The 17,597-nt window shown below is 32.8% G+C and carries 11 protein-coding genes; all 11 read left to right on the forward strand.

Annotation, left to right across the window (positions count from 1 at the left end; translation table 11 throughout):
- Positions 1-51: 51 nt before the first annotated feature.
- The 11 genes from IPK06_16505 (at position 52) to IPK06_16555 (ending at position 17,585) form a co-directional block, all read left to right on the forward strand.
- Positions 52-2,742: a TonB-dependent receptor gene (locus IPK06_16505; GenBank protein MBK7981570.1), complete on the forward strand. Its 2,691-nt coding sequence runs from the start codon at positions 52-54 to the stop codon at positions 2,740-2,742.
- Between the two features lie 24 nt (positions 2,743-2,766).
- A complete protein-coding gene (locus IPK06_16510) occupies positions 2,767-6,021 on the forward strand; it encodes a hypothetical protein (protein ID MBK7981571.1) in 3,255 nt (1,084 codons plus the stop codon).
- A gap of 31 nt (positions 6,022-6,052) precedes the next feature.
- Complete coding sequence (locus IPK06_16515) at positions 6,053-7,087, forward strand: PorV/PorQ family protein (protein MBK7981572.1); 1,035 nt, start codon at positions 6,053-6,055, stop codon at positions 7,085-7,087.
- Positions 7,088-7,110: 23 nt separating this feature from the next.
- Positions 7,111-8,628, forward strand: coding sequence for a hypothetical protein (locus tag IPK06_16520; protein ID MBK7981573.1), 1,518 nt, complete (start codon positions 7,111-7,113; stop codon positions 8,626-8,628).
- A 5-nt stretch (positions 8,629-8,633) separates the two neighbouring features.
- Positions 8,634-9,926: an extracellular solute-binding protein gene (locus IPK06_16525; protein MBK7981574.1), complete on the forward strand. Its 1,293-nt coding sequence runs from the start codon at positions 8,634-8,636 to the stop codon at positions 9,924-9,926.
- A gap of 1 nt (position 9,927) precedes the next feature.
- Positions 9,928-10,791, forward strand: a complete 864-nt coding sequence (locus tag IPK06_16530) for a sugar ABC transporter permease (GenBank protein MBK7981575.1) — start codon at positions 9,928-9,930, stop codon at positions 10,789-10,791.
- Positions 10,792-10,865: 74 nt separating this feature from the next.
- Positions 10,866-11,606, forward strand: a complete 741-nt coding sequence (locus IPK06_16535) for a carbohydrate ABC transporter permease (GenBank protein MBK7981576.1) — start codon at positions 10,866-10,868, stop codon at positions 11,604-11,606.
- A gap of 8 nt (positions 11,607-11,614) precedes the next feature.
- Positions 11,615-12,931, forward strand: coding sequence for a glycoside hydrolase family 130 protein (locus IPK06_16540; GenBank protein ID MBK7981577.1), 1,317 nt, complete (start codon positions 11,615-11,617; stop codon positions 12,929-12,931).
- 15 nt (positions 12,932-12,946) lie between these two features.
- A complete protein-coding gene (locus IPK06_16545; GenBank protein MBK7981578.1) occupies positions 12,947-13,855 on the forward strand; it encodes a glycoside hydrolase family 130 protein in 909 nt (302 codons plus the stop codon).
- Positions 13,856-13,878: 23 nt separating this feature from the next.
- Positions 13,879-15,117 carry a hypothetical protein gene (locus IPK06_16550; protein ID MBK7981579.1) on the forward strand — a complete coding sequence of 413 codons (1,239 nt, stop codon included), beginning with the start codon at positions 13,879-13,881 and terminating at the stop codon, positions 15,115-15,117.
- Positions 15,118-15,128: 11 nt separating this feature from the next.
- Positions 15,129-17,585 carry a hypothetical protein gene (locus IPK06_16555; GenBank protein MBK7981580.1) on the forward strand — a complete coding sequence of 819 codons (2,457 nt, stop codon included), beginning with the start codon at positions 15,129-15,131 and terminating at the stop codon, positions 17,583-17,585.
- Positions 17,586-17,597: the final 12 nt, after the last annotated feature.

The following is a 17,597-nucleotide window of genomic DNA, read 5'->3' on the forward strand; positions in this document are numbered from 1 at the left end:
GTCCTTCTTTCAAATTTAAAAATTAAAATCCAACAAATGTAGGTGAATTTAATGTTCACTTTAGACAATATAAGAAAAATATTTTCTATAACTCCGATTTTAACTTTTGTGTTTGTTTCCCTGAGTTTTGCCGGAACTACCGGTAAAATTGCAGGTAAAGTAATTGATAAATCTACAGGAGAGCCGTTAATTGGCGCCAACATTTTAATTGTGGGAACAAACTATGGCGGTGCGGCAGATATGGATGGTAATTATTTCATCATCAATATTCCACCCGGTAATTATGAAGTAAGAGCATCAAGTATTGGTTATACTCAAGTTTCATATAAAAGTGTAAGGGTTTCTGTCGATCAGACAACAAATTTGGATTTTTCATTAAGTTCTGAATCTATTCAAATTAATGAAGTAGTAATCTCTGCTGAAAAACCGATTGTTCAGCATGATCTTACATCAACTGAAGCTAGTATAAGCGGTAATCAAATCTCAATGCTTCCGTTGGAAGATGTCGCATCAGTTGTTAATCTGCAGGCAGGCGTTGTTGACGGACACTTTAGAGGCGGCAGAAGTAATGAAGTAAAATATTTGATAGACGGTGTTCCTGTTAATGACGCTTTTTCCGGACAGTCTTCATTATCTGCTGAAGTTAACAGTATTGAAGAAATTCAAGTTCTTACCGGAACATTCAACGCTGAATATGGAGAAGCTTTATCCGGAGTTGTAAATCAGGTTACTAAAATTGCAGGAGAAAATTATGAAGGTGAAGTATCTGCGTATATGGGCGATTATGTAAGTTCGCATTCAAATATTTTTGAAAATATTGATAACATTAATCCAATTAAAGTAAACAATGTTCAAGGAAATTTCAGCGGTCCAATTCCGGGGCTTGCGGATCTGCTAAAGTACTTTGTCTCCGGAAGATATAATTACGATGACGGATATATTTATGGAAAAAGAATGTTCAATCCGTCTGATGTTTCTGATTTTTCTGCAAATAATCCCGATGATTGGATAATTGGCGCGACCGGAGATAATAAATATATTCCAATGGCATTTAACGAAAGATTGTCTTTACAAGGAAAATTGTCGGTTAATGTTGGTGGAAGCAAAGGAATTGTACTTACAGGAATGTATCAAAATCAAAATTATAATGATTATAATCATTCTTATAAACTTAATCCCGACGGCAATTATCAAAAGCATCATAATAGCTTTTTAGGAATCGGCAGCTACACACTTGTCTTGAATAATTCAGCGTTTATTGATTTCATTTTTTCTGGTATCAGATCGGAGTTCAATCAATATGTTTTTGAAAATCCTTTAGATTCAAGATATGTTGATCCGCAGATGAAACAAGTAGTAAGTGGAAACGCATTTTTAACAGCTGGAACGGAAAATTGGCAGTTCAATCATACAACAACAACTTTAACGGGAAAAACAGATTTTACATGGCAGATAGATAATATAAATCAAATAAAAACCGGATTTGAATTTCAGCATCATTCGTTGGATTATGAAGATTTCCAAATTGTAATAGATGCGTCGACAAATTTTAATCCAACTTTACCAACACCGGGTTCATTCAATTACAACGTATATCAGGCAAACCCATTTCAATTTGCTTATTACTTACAAGATAAAATTGAGTTGGAATATCTTGTTGTAAATGCCGGCTCACGTTTAGATTATTTTGAACCTGACGGAGAATTTTTAATTAATCCGAATAAGATAAATGAATTGGACGAATTACAGCCGCCGTTTCCAGATTCACTTATTCAAAAAGCCGACGCAAAATATCAAATTAGTCCGCGTATAGGTTTATCATATCCGATAACCGATAAAGGTGCTATCCACATTTCGTATGGTCATTTTTTCCAAATTCCTCCATTTGAAAATCTATATAGAAATCCAAATTATAGAATTCCACTAACGGGAGACTTTCCTGAAAATGTGGGAAATACAATCGGCAATGCGAATTTAAAACCTCAACAAACAACAATGTATGAAATTGGTTTACAGCAGGAATTAAATGAGCAGTTTGGTGTTACGGTTACAGGCTATTATAAAGACATTAGAAATTTATTAAGCACGGAAATATTTATTAAAAATGAATTTAGAAAATTCAGCAGATTGATTAATAAAGACTATGGAGCTGTTAAAGGAGTTACATTTACGTTTGAAAAAAGATTTAACGAAGGATATGGGTTAACTGTAGATTACACATATCAAGTTGCCAAAGGAAATGCTTCAGATCCAAATGACGCGTTTAATAAAGCACAAGCAAATCCGCCGATACTCATAAATAAACAGCTTGTTCCATTAAATTGGGATAGAACACATTCACTTAATTTTACATTAACTGCCGGAATTCCGGGCGATTATATTACAAGCATGATTGGAAGATTAGGTTCAGGGCTGCCTTATACTCCTTCTGTTCAAAACCAAAGAACAGGATTGGAAAACAGCGACAATAAACCGGCGATATATAATTTAGATTTTTACATTACCAAATATTTTTCTATTGGCACTCATCAAATTTCGGTTTTCGCAAAAATATTTAATCTATTGGATACAAAAAATGAGTTAGATGTTTTTGGTGATACGGGAAGATCTGGTTACTCACTTGAATTAACCAGAGAACAGGAACAGCCAAGAGGAGTTAATACACTAAAAGAGTTTTTTACAAGACCGGATTTTTATTCCGCGCCTCGTCAAATTATTTTAGGCGCATCAATTACATTATAGTTACATCTATTCCAGGAGGAAAATGTGTCGAGGATAAAAAAATATTCTGTTTTTTTCATCCTTAGTTTTTTAAGTATGATCGCGCATTTTAAAACTATTAACGCACAAAGAATAGTTGATAAAAATAAAGGCGATCACAACCAAACGAGGAAAGGTTTTATGGATGGAAACCTTGCCGCCACAGTATATTATAATTTTGGTGAAATTGCTGATTGGGAAAATGAACCAAGTCGAAGCGGAGTTTGGCCGAAAGGGACAAACCATACTTACGTTGACGGAGTCGCAATTATCGTTCAAGCAGAAGCTCTAGATCCGCAGGGAAAATTAATTCATCCGTTGGAATCAAATTATTACGAATTTACTAGGTATGACCAGGCAACAGGCGTAACATACGGATGGTGGTCTTTACCCGGATATGCCGCTCCATATATTTCAACGCCAGCAAGAAGCGATGATCCGAAAACCTGGCCTAACAGCTGGCCGGATAGACCTTCGGATTGGAACGGAACATGGAATGGCTATTTTGGTAAGGGAATTTTTAACGCGGATGTTGAAACTTACTTTGTGTTTGATGATAATGAAGACAGACAATATTTGCTGGAGAATAATTTTAGACCGGACGATCAAGATCCACTGAGAGGCGGCTTGGGAATGCAGGTTCGCGCGCGTGGTTTTCAATGGTCTCAAGTTTTAGCGGAAGATGTAATTTTTTGGTTTTACGAAATTACAAATATCGGCAATTATAATTATGATAAAACATTATTCGCGCAGTATGTCGATTGGGGAATTGGCGGGCATGATAATTCATCGAACAATGCCGGAGACTATAACGAATTGTTGGACATGTCATACGCTTGGTCAACAGTTTCATTCGGCAGTCCCGGAAATTGGAGCCCGGTTGGGTTAGCAGGTTATGCATTCTTGGAAAGCCCAGGCGTTCCCGACGACAGCAGAGATAATGATTCTGATGGATTAACAAATGAAAAAAGAGACAATGATGCGAAAGTTTTCATTAACTCCCCAAATGAAGACAGCTATTTGATCAACGTATTTGCCGATACAACTAAATTCAATGAATTTTACGGATATTCATGGAGACCGCACTGGGACGCAGATGAAAACGCAAATTGGAGATCCTTTTTAGACGCCAACAAAAACGGCACTTGGGACAGCAATGAATCATTAAATGATGATGTTGGTTCCGATGGAATTGGTCCCTTTGATGAAGGATATCAAGGTCCGGATACGGATGGATCAGAAGGCAACGGTAGACCCGAACAAGGCGAACCGAATTTTGGAATACTCGACAAAGATGAATCCGATCAATTGGGTTTAACGGGTTTTGCAATATATCCCGTACATAAATATGAATTGGATAATGATGAAGAAAATTGGACGGTACTTTCCGGACTTCCGTCACCGCATGGACAAACATTAGCGGGTGTAAATTTAGCAAATTATTTTTCAAGCTATCTTTTCAGTATGAATGGACGCGATACTTATTCAACTTTGACGGGTGAAAATGAAGAAGCAGGCGAAACGGAAAGATTTTCAATGTCAATGATATTCGGTATTAACCAAAATGATTTATTCAGAAGGAAAAAAACAGTTCAGCAGATTTACAACGCTAACTATAGATTTGCAAAGCCTCCTGAAAAGCCAATTCTAAAGGCAATTCCGGGTGATGGAAAAGTAACGTTATTTTGGGATGACAGAGCGGAAAAATCTTTTGATGCATTTTATCAAAGAGTAAATTTTGAAGGTTATAGAATTTATCGTTCAACCGAACCTAATTTCCTTGAAAATAAAATAATAACCGATGCTTACGGCAAACCAACTTATAGATCGCCGATTGCTCAATTTGACGTAGTAGACGGGCTGACCGGTTTGCATCCGATAAATGTTAACGGCGCTTTATTTTACTTAGGTGATGATACAGGTTTGAAGCATTCATTTGTTGATACAACTGTTCAAAACGGACAAACTTATTATTATGCCGTTTCCGCTTATGATCAAGGATTTACTTCTACTGATGTAACGGGAAATTTTGAAGGAATTCCGCCTTCAGAAACAACAACCATTCTTAAAGAAGATATTAATGGTCAAATTACAACCGATGTGAATACAGCGGTTGTTACACCAAGACCCGCATCAGCCGGATATGTTTCTCCCGAAATTCAATCGTTTGAAGCAAGCGGTCCGGGCAGCGGTCATGTTTCTATTACAATTCTTGATCCTGACTCTATTAAAGATTTTCATACATATAAATTAGTCTTTAAGGAGCAGTCTGTATTTCATAATGATCCGCATCCATTATATTCTTTAATTGATTTAACAGATAGCGATACTTTAGTAAAAAATGTAATTATTGAGGATCAGGAAATTCAATCATCAGTTATAGATGGATTCACCTTGGATATTGTAAATGACACTCTTGTTACAATCGATACCGATAATTCGAAATGGCTTGCCGGAAGCAGCAATTATTTAATTCAGCTTGGATTTGATTCAAGATTTGCGGCCGCGTATCAAGGTAAAAGAGTTTATTACCCCGCTGATTTTGAAATACATATTACGGAACCAGGACAAGGCGATTTATCATTTCCGTCAACTTCATTTAGTCAGCCTATTCAATCAAATATTATTGTTAAAAATATTACCGATGGAATTGAGCATTCACAGTTTATTTTCAGAGATGAAAACAAAAATCAGGAGTTTGATAATGGCGACGCAATATTTATTGTATTTGGAGATTCGATTGGAAAACCTGCGACAAATTTATCAAATCTTAAAATAGGCTGGTCTATGACTTTGGTAAACGATACAACAATAATTGAAAGTGATAGAATACATCCAAGTTATGGAGACGTTTATAAGATTAGTACAAAAAAACCATTTAGAAATGATGAGTTCTATCAATTTACGACTAAAGCACAAAAATTGGATTTATCAAAAGCAAAAAAAGAACTTGATGATATTGCCGTTGTACCAAATCCATATGTTGGCGCCGCTTCTTGGGAAAAATATTCAAATGAAGTAGGAAGAGGTGAAAGAAAAATTAATTTTATTCATTTACCTCACAAATGCACCATAAGAATATATACTATCAGCGGCAAACTTGTTGATACAATTGAACATGACAGTAATATTCAAGACGGACAGGAAAGCTGGGATTTAGTATCAAAGGATTCAATGGATATTTCATTTGGAGTATATGTATTTCACGTTGATGCGCCCGGTATAGGTGAAAAAGTAGGAAGATTTGCAATTATTAAATAATAAGAAGGTAACAATTTATTCGGGGGAAACTATGAATAAATTATTTCGAATAATAATTTTATTCAATATTTTATTTATTTCGTATACTAACTCAACACTTGCGCAGAATGTTTCTAAGACTGGAACTACTTCAGCGGAATTTTTAGGAATAGGCGTTGGCGGCAATGCGCTTGGTTTAGGCGGAGCATTTGTAAGTGTGGCAAATGACGCTTCGGCGCTTTATTGGAATGCCGGTGGTATTGCCAATTCTGAAAAATATTCGGGTATTGTTGTTCATACAAACTGGATTGCCGAAACAAGTTTTGACTATGCCGGGTTAGTCATTCCAATGGGCGAATTTGGTAATATTGGATTTAGTTTTACTTCATTATCTATGGATGATATGAAAGTTCGGACTATCGAACTTCCGGAAGGAACAGGAGAATATTTTTCAGCGGGAGATATTTCATTTGGAGTTTCATACGCAAGAAAACTTACTGAAAGATTTTCAATCGGCTTTACAGCAAAATATATACAACAAAATATTTGGCATATGAAGGCAAGCGCATTCGCCATTGATGCGGGTACGCTTTTTAAAACTGATCTTTTCGGTGGAATGACTATTGGTGCTTCTATTTCAAATTTTGGAACAACCATGAAAATGGACGGAAGAGATACTAGATATTTTATCCGCGTGGATGATTCTAAATTGGGGTCTAACGACAGAATACCAACCAACATCGAACTTGATCAATGGGAACTTCCTTTAATATTCCAAATTGGCGTTTCTACATTTGTATTTAATTATGATGATTACAAACTATTAATAGCCGCTGACGCGATTGTGCCGAATAGTGATTATCAAAGTATGAATGTAGGCGCTGAATTTTCATTTTTGGATTACATTAAAATACGTGGCGGATATAATTCATTATTTCTGCAGGATGGAGAAGGCGGCTTATCTTTAGGCGTAGGAGTTAATTCTAAAATGCTTCTCAGTACTGCGAAAGTAAATTTTGATTATGCTTATAGAGATTTTGGAAGATTGAATTTTATTCATACTTTTTCATTGGGTTTTGATTTCTAATAAATAAAGTTGTTTTACTTTTAATGAAAAAATATAATATTCTCTTTTTAATATTGTTTGGAAGTATAAATGATTTAAGTGCTCAGTCTTTTTTTGATGAACTTAACAAAAATAAAATTCAGCCAAACACTGTTGTCGCTTCTATTGACACTATTAGCGTTACCGCTGAAGAATTCTTTTATAATTATGAGTATGGTCCGGCTTTTGCAAAAAGAGAAAAAAAATCAAAGGATATTTTTCTGAATAATATGATCAATGAAAAACTTCTCGCATTGGAAGCTTACGCACATGGCATGTTTAATGATGCAAACACAAAGAATATTTATTATGATATTGAAGCAGATATTGCATCGGAAGAATTATTTAAAAATGAAATATATGATAAAGTGCAAATTAAAGATTCTGAAATTAATAAAATTGCGGCGGACAAAAAATGCGAGTTGGATATACAATGGCTTTATTCCAAAGATGAAAATAAAGTTGACGGTTATTTAAAATCATTGAGCAATAGAATAAGTTTTGATTCTTTGTTCAACTCACAGATTAACGATTCTGTTTTTGCCGATCAGAGATCGATGCGTATTTCGTTATTCAACCTCATAAAAAAAAATAACGAACTCGCAAAAATAATAGATACAATGACAGTAGGAAATGCTTCGGCAAAAATAATAACTGATGATGGATTTTACATTTTTAAAGTAGTAAACAAAACAACAGATTTAATTAAAACTGAGTCTGAATCAAATAAACTAAAAAAAGAAGCTAAGGAATACTTATTAAAAAGCAAATCCGATTCGCTATCGGAAGTTTATGTAAATGAGCTTATCATAAAAAGTAAACCAATAATTAAGAGAGACGCTTTCAATATTTTAAGATCATATTTAGGAAAATATATTCTAAATAAAGATTTATATGCTGAATGGGAATTGGATAAAAAATTGGAATCATCTCTAAGTAATTTGGGCTTGACTAAAAACGATAAATATCCCGGCATTAACCTTATTGAAACAAACAACGGAAATATCAAACTGGAAGATTTTATTTATTGGTATAATAACAGGGAACAATACTTAAAATTCAATAAATCAAGCAGAGATGAATTCTCAAAATCGCTGGATAATTACGTATGGCAAATGTTAAGAGATAAATTATTATCAAAGCAGGCAAGGGAAAAAAATTACTTTGATAATGATTGGGTGAAAAAACAAAGTGAATGGTGGAAAGATAAAATTGCTTACGCCGCATTAAGAGATCAATATTCAAAATCCATTGTTTTGGAAAATAATGAAGTAAGTCTTGAAAATACAAATTTGACGGAAAAAGAAAAGCTTAATGATAAGTTATCAAAAAAAATTTTATATAAGATATTGGAGTTGAAGAAGAAATATAAGATCACAATCAATAAACAGGTACTAGAGAAAATTAATATTTCATCTGAAAATAATAGAAAAGCAATTGACTTTTATACAGTGAAAAAAGATGGATTAATTCCGCGTCCGGCATTTCCATCAATTGATCCGGACTGGGCCAATTGGCAATAGTTAATATGAAAATATCACATATAAATATTTTGTTCTTATTGACATGCACAGTTTTTATTTCATGCGGTTTTAGTGATAAACATGATGAAAATAATTTGACATATTGGTCTTCAAACAATATGGATGAAATTAGATTTGCCAAAGCATCAACTGAAAATTGGAATAATAATAATGAACATTTTAAAGTCAGTTTTCAACCCGTCCCGGAAGGTCAATCAAGTGAAGAAATTATACTTGCAGCGGTCGTAGGCAAAACAACTCCGGATATTTATTCAAATATGTGGCAGGGCGATGTTGAAGCTTATGCCGAAGCAGGAGTTTTAATTCCCTTGGATACCTTAGACGGTTTTATGCAGTTTATTTATAAAAGATGCGATTCAACGGTTGTTGAAGAAATTAGAGCATTAGACGGACATATATATCAAATCCCATGGAAAATAAATCCAATAATGTTGATTTATAATGAAAATATAATAAATGGTTTAACACTTGGTTCGCCGCCAAAAACTTATTCGGAATTTTTATCATCTTCAAAGGAGTTTCAAAATGATGAAGATGGTGACGGCTATGTAGATAGATGGTTTGGATATTCCGAAGTGCAAGTTACATGGTGGCAGAGATTTTTCGATTTTTATCCATTGTATCTTGCAGCCTCCGGCGGCGCGCCATTAATTAAAGACAGGAAAGCCGTTTTTAACAATAAATATTCTGTAGAGGTATTTAAATTCCTACGGACTTTATATTCAAAAAATTATTTTTCAATTGAAAAATTATCATCGAGACAGGATGTGTTTTTATCAAGCGTAATAGCGACAAGATTTACAGGTCCTTGGGAAATATCGCACGCGGATAAATTTGCACCGAAAGGTTTCAAATACAGTTTTACCGAAATGCCAATTCCGGATGATCATACCGGTCCGGTTTATACTTATGGTGATCCAAAGAATATTGTGATATTTAATACTTGTAAATATCCAGAACGGGCTTGGCAATATTTAAAAACCATGATTGATGATGAAGGTGATTTGCAATTATTAAAAATCACAAATCAATTACCAAGAAGAAAAGACCTCTTAACAAATACATTGTTCGAAGATTATTTCAATAATAATCACAAAATGAAAATTATTGCTCGGCAGGCAAAATATGTAAGAGGAACTGACGCATCGCCGGTTTTAAAAGAAATATTTGATTTGATCTCTCAGCAATATGAAGCGTGTGTTGTTTATGGAACAAAATCTCCGGAACAAGCAGTTAAAGACGCCGCCGATGCAGTTAATTTATTATTCCTTGAATAAAATGAAAATTAATAAAAAGAAAATATTGCCTTATATTCTTGTATCGCCATACTTAATACATTTCGTATTGTTTATTGCATTCCCGGTCATTTTTTCAGTAGTACTTACTTTTCACAAATGGAATATAATCTCGCCGATGAAATACATTGGCATTAATAATTACGTAAGACTATTTCAAGACGCGACATTTTTTAAATCAATATTGAACACACTTTTGTTTCTCGTTATTCACATCCCGCTTCAAATCATTGTCGCGTTATTTTTAGCGGAAATATTAAATCAAAAAATTAAGCTGCAAGGATTTTACAGAGCCGCATTTTTTCTTCCTGTGATTGTTTCAGGAGTGGTTGTAACAATTATGTGGCAGCAGTTATTCGGATTTGATACTGGAATATTGAACAGAACTTTAATAAAATTGGGTCTTGGAAAAGTAGGCTGGCTTACCGACCCTGATATTGCAATGATTTCTATTGCGGTAATGGCGACATGGAAAAATGTCGGATTATATATTGTGTTATTTTTAGTAGGACTTCAAACTGTGCCCGCGCACTATTATGAAGCCGCAGATCTTGAAGGTGCGACGAGATTACAGAAATTTTTTAAAATTACATTACCAATGATAAATCCAACAATTTTTATGATTGTAATTCTTTCAACAATCGGCGGCTTCTCACTCTTTATTGAGCCTTATATTATGACCGGCGGCGGACCATTAAACAGCACAATATCGGCAGTACTTTATATTTATAAGCAAGGGTTCTTTTATTATCATATGGGTTATGCCGCAACTTTGGGATTATTTTTTGCATTCATAATTTTTTTAGTAGTTGTAATTCAGAAAAAGTTTGTAGAGTCGGATAATTGAAAAGTTTAAATAAAATATTATTTTATTCATTATTAACGATTGGCGCAATATCGTTTTTATATCCATTTTATTGGATGGTAATGGCATCGCTTGCGCCGGAAAATGAAATAAGTAATCTTACATTGCTTCCATCTTCAATTTCACTTAACAGCTATTCTCAAATGATAAGCAAAATACCAATTGGAAGAGCTTTGTTAAACAGTTTGTTTGTTTCTTCAATTATAACTTTTGGTGTCCTTATTTTCGGATCAATGATTGGTTACGCGTTATCCAGGTTAGAATTTAAAGGAAGGGATACAATATTTTATATTATAATTTTTACAATGACGCTTCCGTTTCAGATAACACTTATTCCTCAATATATAATTATGGTAAAGTTTGGATGGATTGATACCTTTTATTCGTTAATCGTTCCCTATTTAATTAACTCTTTGGGAATAATTATGTTTAGGCAATACTTTAAAACTTTGCCGCAAAGTTTAATTGACGCAGCACGTTTGGACGGATGCGGTGAATTTCAAATAATATTTAAAATTCTTTGGCCTAATTCAATTCCCGCTTTGGTAACAATTGGCATAATTACTTTTATGGCATCGTGGAATGAAGTACTTTGGCCTTTAATTGTGATTAGAGATGAAAGTTTAATGACTATGCCTCAGCTTGTTACACTTTTTGCCGTTGGCGGCAGAGCAGAATCTCAGCTTGGTGTAAAACTATCTTCAGCGGTTATGCTGGCATTGCCGATAATATCAGCGTATTTATTTTTTCAAAAATATTTTATACAGAGTATGGCTTCAACGGGAATTAAGGAATAATAAAAACTATGGTATCTAGATCAAATATAAAATTAAAAGCAAATTCGGAAAAAGTAGTTTTGCAATATTTTGATATTGGCGAAGTAAGATCGAAAAAGCTGATTGAAAGAATATTATCATTAGATAAATCAATAACAGAAAAAATATTAATTAAAGTCTTTGCGGATTTTGGCAAAAGACATCGCTTATTTGAAGAATTATTAATGGCAAATTATAAAAAGGCGAAAAAAAATATTGCCGAAAAACAAAGGTTGACTAATGATCAAAAACTCTTAATTGGTTCTTATTTTTCCAAAGAATATTCTATTGAAGCTGCGGCTCTTTTCAATCCTTCAATTGTTGTTCATCCCAATCAGACAAAATCAAGTAAAGATGAACTTAATTTTATTATAAGTCTTCGCGCAGCGGGTGAAGGTCATATTTCTTCTATTGAATTTAGAGAAGGAAAAATAAAAAAAGAAAACAAGATCGATTTAGTAAATAAAAGCAGATTTGCCTCGCTTCCACAGAAGTATGTATTTGCTCAGGAAAAGGAAATTGATAAACGAAGACTTGGAAATACTTTATCGAATGAGGAAAGAACAGATTTTTTACTGACTAATTACACAGCGGAGTTTAATCCCAAAGTTCCATTGGAAGAAAGAGTACTGTTTCCAAAATCATCAAGTGAAAACATTGGGATGGAAGATTTACGCTTAGTAAAATTTACGGATAAAGGTATAACTAAATATTATGGAACTTATACGGCTTACAATGGAAAATCATTCAGACCGCAATTACTTGAAACCGAAGATTTTAGAAAATTTAAAGTAAGTTCTTTGTATGGAAATGCGGTTTATGACAAAGGTTTTGCTTTGTTCCCGCGAAAGATAAATAATAAGTTTGTATTTACATCAAGACAAGACGGTGAAAATTTATATATGATGTATTCTGATAACTTGTACAAGTGGGAATCAAAAGAAATTATTAGGATGCCTCAAAATTATTGGGAATTTGTTCAATTGGGAAATTGCGGTTCACCGCTTGAAACTGAGAAAGGCTGGCTTTTAATAATACACGCTGTTGGTCCTTTTAGAACATATGTTATAAGCGCGTTGCTATTGGATTTAAATAATCCCGCAAAAGTAATTGGCGCTTTAGATGAACCTCTCATTCAGCCAAATAAAATTGAGCGTGAGGGTTATGTTCCAAATGTTGTTTATTCATGCGGTTCAATAATTCATAAAAACAATTTAGTAATACCTTATGCTATGAGCGATTCGGCAACTGGATTCACATTTGCCGATGTTAATAAAATTTTAAATAAAATTAATTTTTCTTTATAAAAGCGGAAGTCAAAAATGGGGATAATAAAATATTCTGGAAATCCAATTTTAACTAATAAGGATGTTCCTTTTAAAGTAAACAGTATATTCAATCCGGGTGCTGTTAAATTTAATGATAAATATATATTGCTTTGTAGAATAGAAATGCCGATTGGAAGATCATCGTTTGCTTTAGCTGTTAGTGATGACGGTTACACATTCAAAGTTTCTGAAAAACCTGTCCTTATTCCCGAAGATCATAAAAATTGTTTTGAATATGTGAATTGGGGAATTGAAGACGCGAGAATTACTAAATTGGAAAATAAGTTTTATTTAACTTATACAGGCTATTCAAAATATATGCCCTTAGTAATTCTTGCCGAAACGGAAGATTTTCAATCATTTAAAATACACGGACCTATTTCTGAACCTTGCAATAAAGACTGTACACTTTTTCCTGAAAAGATAAATGGTTTTTATTGGAAGATTGATAGACCGTCAGCCGAAAACAATAGAGATATATGGATAAGTAAAAGTCCCGATCTTATACATTGGGGTGATTATAAAATATTATTTCAGCCGGAACCAGGAACTTGGGAAAATGATAAAATTGGATCATCGAGTACTCCAATTAAAACAAAGGACGGTTGGTTAATTCTATATCATGGCGTTAGGGGATTTGGTATTTCTTCATTATATAAAATTGGCGCGTTTTTATTGGACTTAGAAAAACCATGGATTGTTAAAGGAAAAACTAAAGAACCAATTTTAAGTCCTGAAGAAGATTATGAACGAATAGGAGATGTTGGAAATGTTGTATTTTCTAACGGCTGGATAGATGAAGATAACGGAGATATTAAAATATATTATTCCGGCGCCGATACGAACATCTGCATTGCTGAAACAACAATTGATTATTTGCTTTCGGTATGCAAGAGAATATAATGCGGAGAATTCATTTATTTTTATTGATTCAGATTGTCTTCATTTTGGGCTGCGGACAAATTCATTCAAGAGAATTGGAAATTAATACAAAACACCTTGATCATTTATATCGAGAAATTAAGATAAATAAAATCCAAATGGCGATAATTCACATTTATAGCAATTATCCAAACTATAATTATCTTGATGACGAAGATGAAGGAACAGCTTGTGTTGATGACGCGGCAAGAGCATCGATATTTTATCTTAAAAATTATTTTGTGACTTCAAACATTGAGAACATTGATAAAAATAAAAAACTGCTAAAATTTTTAATTTATATGCAGTCAAAAAACGGTTACTTTTATAACTTTATATTTAGTGACCATTCAATAAATAAAGAATTTAAAACAAGTATTGCGGAGCCTAATTGGTGGTCGTGGCGCGCATTATGGGCTTTATCGGAATCATATACATATTACAAAAGTTACGATACAAAATTCGCCGAAGAAATTCTCGCGAGCATTATATCTTTAATTAATGCGGTTAAGAAAGATATTCCCACACAATATGATTATGAAGATATTGCCGGGATAAAAATTCCAAATTGGCTTCCATATAAACACGCAGCAGATCAGGCATCAATATTATTGCTTGGTTTGGTGAATTACTATAATGAATACAAAGATGAAACCTTATTAAATTATATTAAAATGCTAACCAATGGATTAGTTGAAATGCAGATCCGTGATAAGAATTCAGAATATTACGGAGCATTTTTAAGCTGGCAAAATACTTGGCATTCATGGGGTAATTGCCAGGCTTACGCATTATTAAAATCATTTGAAATTTTACAAGATGATAAAATTCTAAACTCAGTGTTGCTTGAATTAAACGACTTCTATCCAAAATTAATTAAGATCGGTTATCTAAATTCATTTGAAATATCATGTTCAGACTCAACAATAAGTATTATCAATGAAAAAAAATATCCGCAGATAGCATACAATATTCGACCTATGATCTATGCGCTTTTAGAAGCTAGTGATTTAACAAAAGAAATAAAATATAAAGAACGTGCAGCGAAAATAGCAAAATGGTTTTTAGGCAAAAACCCGAATTCTATAAAATTGTATGACAAAAATACAGGAATTGTATTTGACGGAATTGAATCGGAAAAAAAAGTAAACAAGAATTCCGGAGCAGAGTCAACAATTGAAGCGCTTTTATCATTACTTGAAATTAATGCGCGTAAATTATCGTTAAATGAAATAAATCATTAAAAATATTCTTTATGGAAAATAAATATTCAAATAGACTTTACCTTAATACGGGTTGGAAATTTTCTTTGTATAAAAGCAAAGTTAATTTAAAAGATAATCCAAACTTAAAAATAAAAACAAATAAATTATATGATGCGGTTGTTCCCGGTACAATCCATACTGATCTGCTGAATAATAACATTATTGATGATCCGTTTTATTCGGATAATGAAAAAAAATTAAAATGGATTGAACAATGCGATTGGATTTATAAAACCGAATTTAATTTAGATAAAAATACAGCAAATAAATACGACCTTGTTTTTGAAGGATTGGATACAATTGCCGAAGTATTTTTAAATGATAAAATGATTCTTTCCGCAGAAAATATGTTTTTAAATTATACTGTTGAAGTATCAAAACATTTACGAAACGGTAAAAACTTCTTGAATATAATTTTTAATTCGCCGGTAAATTTTGCGAATAGACAAGAAGAAAAATATGGAAAATTAGACGTCGCGTTAAATTCGAGCAGGGTTTATATAAGAAAAGCTCAATACTCATTTGGATGGGATTGGGGTCCAATATTTCCTTCAAGCGGAATTTGGAAAAGTATCTATATTGAAGAGAAACAGAAAATAAAAATTATCAACACTACTTTTCAAACGATCGAAAATGAAAATAATGTTGCATCGGTAAGAATTGGTTTCGATTTAGATAAAATACCCTTAATAAAATATTCCGTAATTGTTGAACTGAGTGATTGCAAACAAATAGTAAGGAAAACAATTAGTAAATTAAAGCAAAAAAACAATTCAGTGGATTTGGAAATTCCCAATCCAGAATTATGGTGGCCGAACGGCGAAGGCTCTCAGAATTTATATTTGCTTAAAATCAAAATAATTAATAAATCCAACCAAATATTAAATGAATTTAATAGGAAAGTAGGGATTAGAACTGTCGAACTAGTACTTAATGAAAACGGTACGAATGTTTTCAAATTTAAAATAAATAACAAAGTAATTTTTGCAAAAGGTGTTAATTGGATTCCGGCAGATTCGTTCTTGCCAAGAATAGCTGAATCAAAATATAAAAATCTTTTAAGTTCAGCAAAAGACGCCAACATGAATATCATTAGAGTTTGGGGCGGCGGTATTTACGAAAGTGATAAATTTTATGAAATTTGCGATGAATTAGGCTTAATGGTTTGGCAGGATTTTATGTTTGCTTGTGCGGCATATCCGGAACATAAAGATTTTATAAAAAATATTAAAACCGAGATCAAACAAAATGTATTAAGATTACAGCATCATCCTTCAATTATTATTTGGTGCGGAAATAATGAGAATGAATGGATATGGTATCAAGAGAAAAATATTTCCTACAAAAATATGCCCGGATTTAGAATATTTAATGATATCATCCCCGACATAATTAATCAAATTGATAACAGACCATATTGGCAGTCTTCGCCTTTTAGTTTTGAGAAAGACCCGAACTCACCGTTAAGCGGAAACCGGCATCAATGGGAATTATGGAGTAAGTGGATTGACTATAATGAAGTAGTAAATGATAAAAGTCTATTTGTAACTGAATTTGGTTTTCAAGCACCGGCAAATATAACTACAATGGAAAAATGTTTGCCGCCGCAAAACAGAAATATTCAAGATTCTGTTTTTGAATTTCACAATAAGCAAATAGAAGGAAATGAAAGAATAATAAGATTTTTGGCAAAGCACTTTCCAATATCCATAAAATTTGACGAGTTTATTTATTTAGCTCAGTTGAATCAAGCACATGCATTATATGAGTGTTTAAAACATTGGCGTACAAACAATAAAACATTCGGAAGCATAATATGGCAGTTGAATGACTGTTGGCCCGTTGCCAGTTGGTCGCTTATTGATTCTGAACAGAGTCCAAAAATATCTTATCACTTTGTTAAAAATATTTTCGCTCAGCAAATAATTTACTTTGATAAAAAAGATGAAAACATAATCATTAAAATTCAAAATCAGGCTGATGAAAATAAAATTGTTAAATGCGAGGTAAAACTCATAGAAACAATAACCGGAAAAGTTACTGAGGAGTTTTCAAAAAGTATATCTTTGAAAAACAAATCGGAAATTGAAGTGCTAAAATATTCTGATAATAAAATATTGGATAAGTTTATTCTATACGCTAATTTGAAAAATGATAAAGGAGAGCAGTTAAGTTTTTCGTTCCATAATAAATTGCCTTGGAAATATTATAAAGTGGCACAACCGAAAATTAAAATTAATATTGTTTCAAATAATCCTAATCAAATTGAAATATTAAGTGATAAACCCGCTTATTTTGTTGATCTTTTCGCTGAAGGAATAACATTCTCAAAACGCGGATTTTCAATTATGCCGAATGAAAAAGTAATAGTGAATATTTATGCCGACTTAAATAAAATGAATATAAGTAAGATAAAGATCTATTCTTTAAATACATTTTTAATATAATAATAGGTAAAG

Source organism: Ignavibacteriota bacterium, assembly GCA_016713565.1.
GTDB lineage: Bacteria > Bacteroidota > Ignavibacteria > Ignavibacteriales > Melioribacteraceae.

What these genes read in the sequence shown, in the direction of transcription:
- IPK06_16540 (MBK7981577.1), top strand. Translation starts at nt 11,615, where the DNA reads ATGGTATCTAGATCAAATATAAAATTAAAAGCAAATTCGGAAAAAGTA.
- IPK06_16520 (MBK7981573.1), top strand. Translation starts at nt 7,111, where the DNA reads ATGAAAAAATATAATATTCTCTTTTTAATATTGTTTGGAAGTATAAAT.
- IPK06_16545 (MBK7981578.1), top strand. Translation starts at nt 12,947, where the DNA reads ATGGGGATAATAAAATATTCTGGAAATCCAATTTTAACTAATAAGGAT.
- IPK06_16525 (MBK7981574.1), top strand. Translation starts at nt 8,634, where the DNA reads ATGAAAATATCACATATAAATATTTTGTTCTTATTGACATGCACAGTT.
- IPK06_16535 (MBK7981576.1), top strand. Translation starts at nt 10,866, where the DNA reads ATGGTAATGGCATCGCTTGCGCCGGAAAATGAAATAAGTAATCTTACA.
- IPK06_16515 (MBK7981572.1), top strand. Translation starts at nt 6,053, where the DNA reads ATGAATAAATTATTTCGAATAATAATTTTATTCAATATTTTATTTATT.
- IPK06_16555 (MBK7981580.1), top strand. Translation starts at nt 15,129, where the DNA reads ATGGAAAATAAATATTCAAATAGACTTTACCTTAATACGGGTTGGAAA.
- IPK06_16530 (MBK7981575.1), top strand. Translation starts at nt 9,928, where the DNA reads ATGAAAATTAATAAAAAGAAAATATTGCCTTATATTCTTGTATCGCCA.
- IPK06_16505 (MBK7981570.1), top strand. Translation starts at nt 52, where the DNA reads ATGTTCACTTTAGACAATATAAGAAAAATATTTTCTATAACTCCGATT.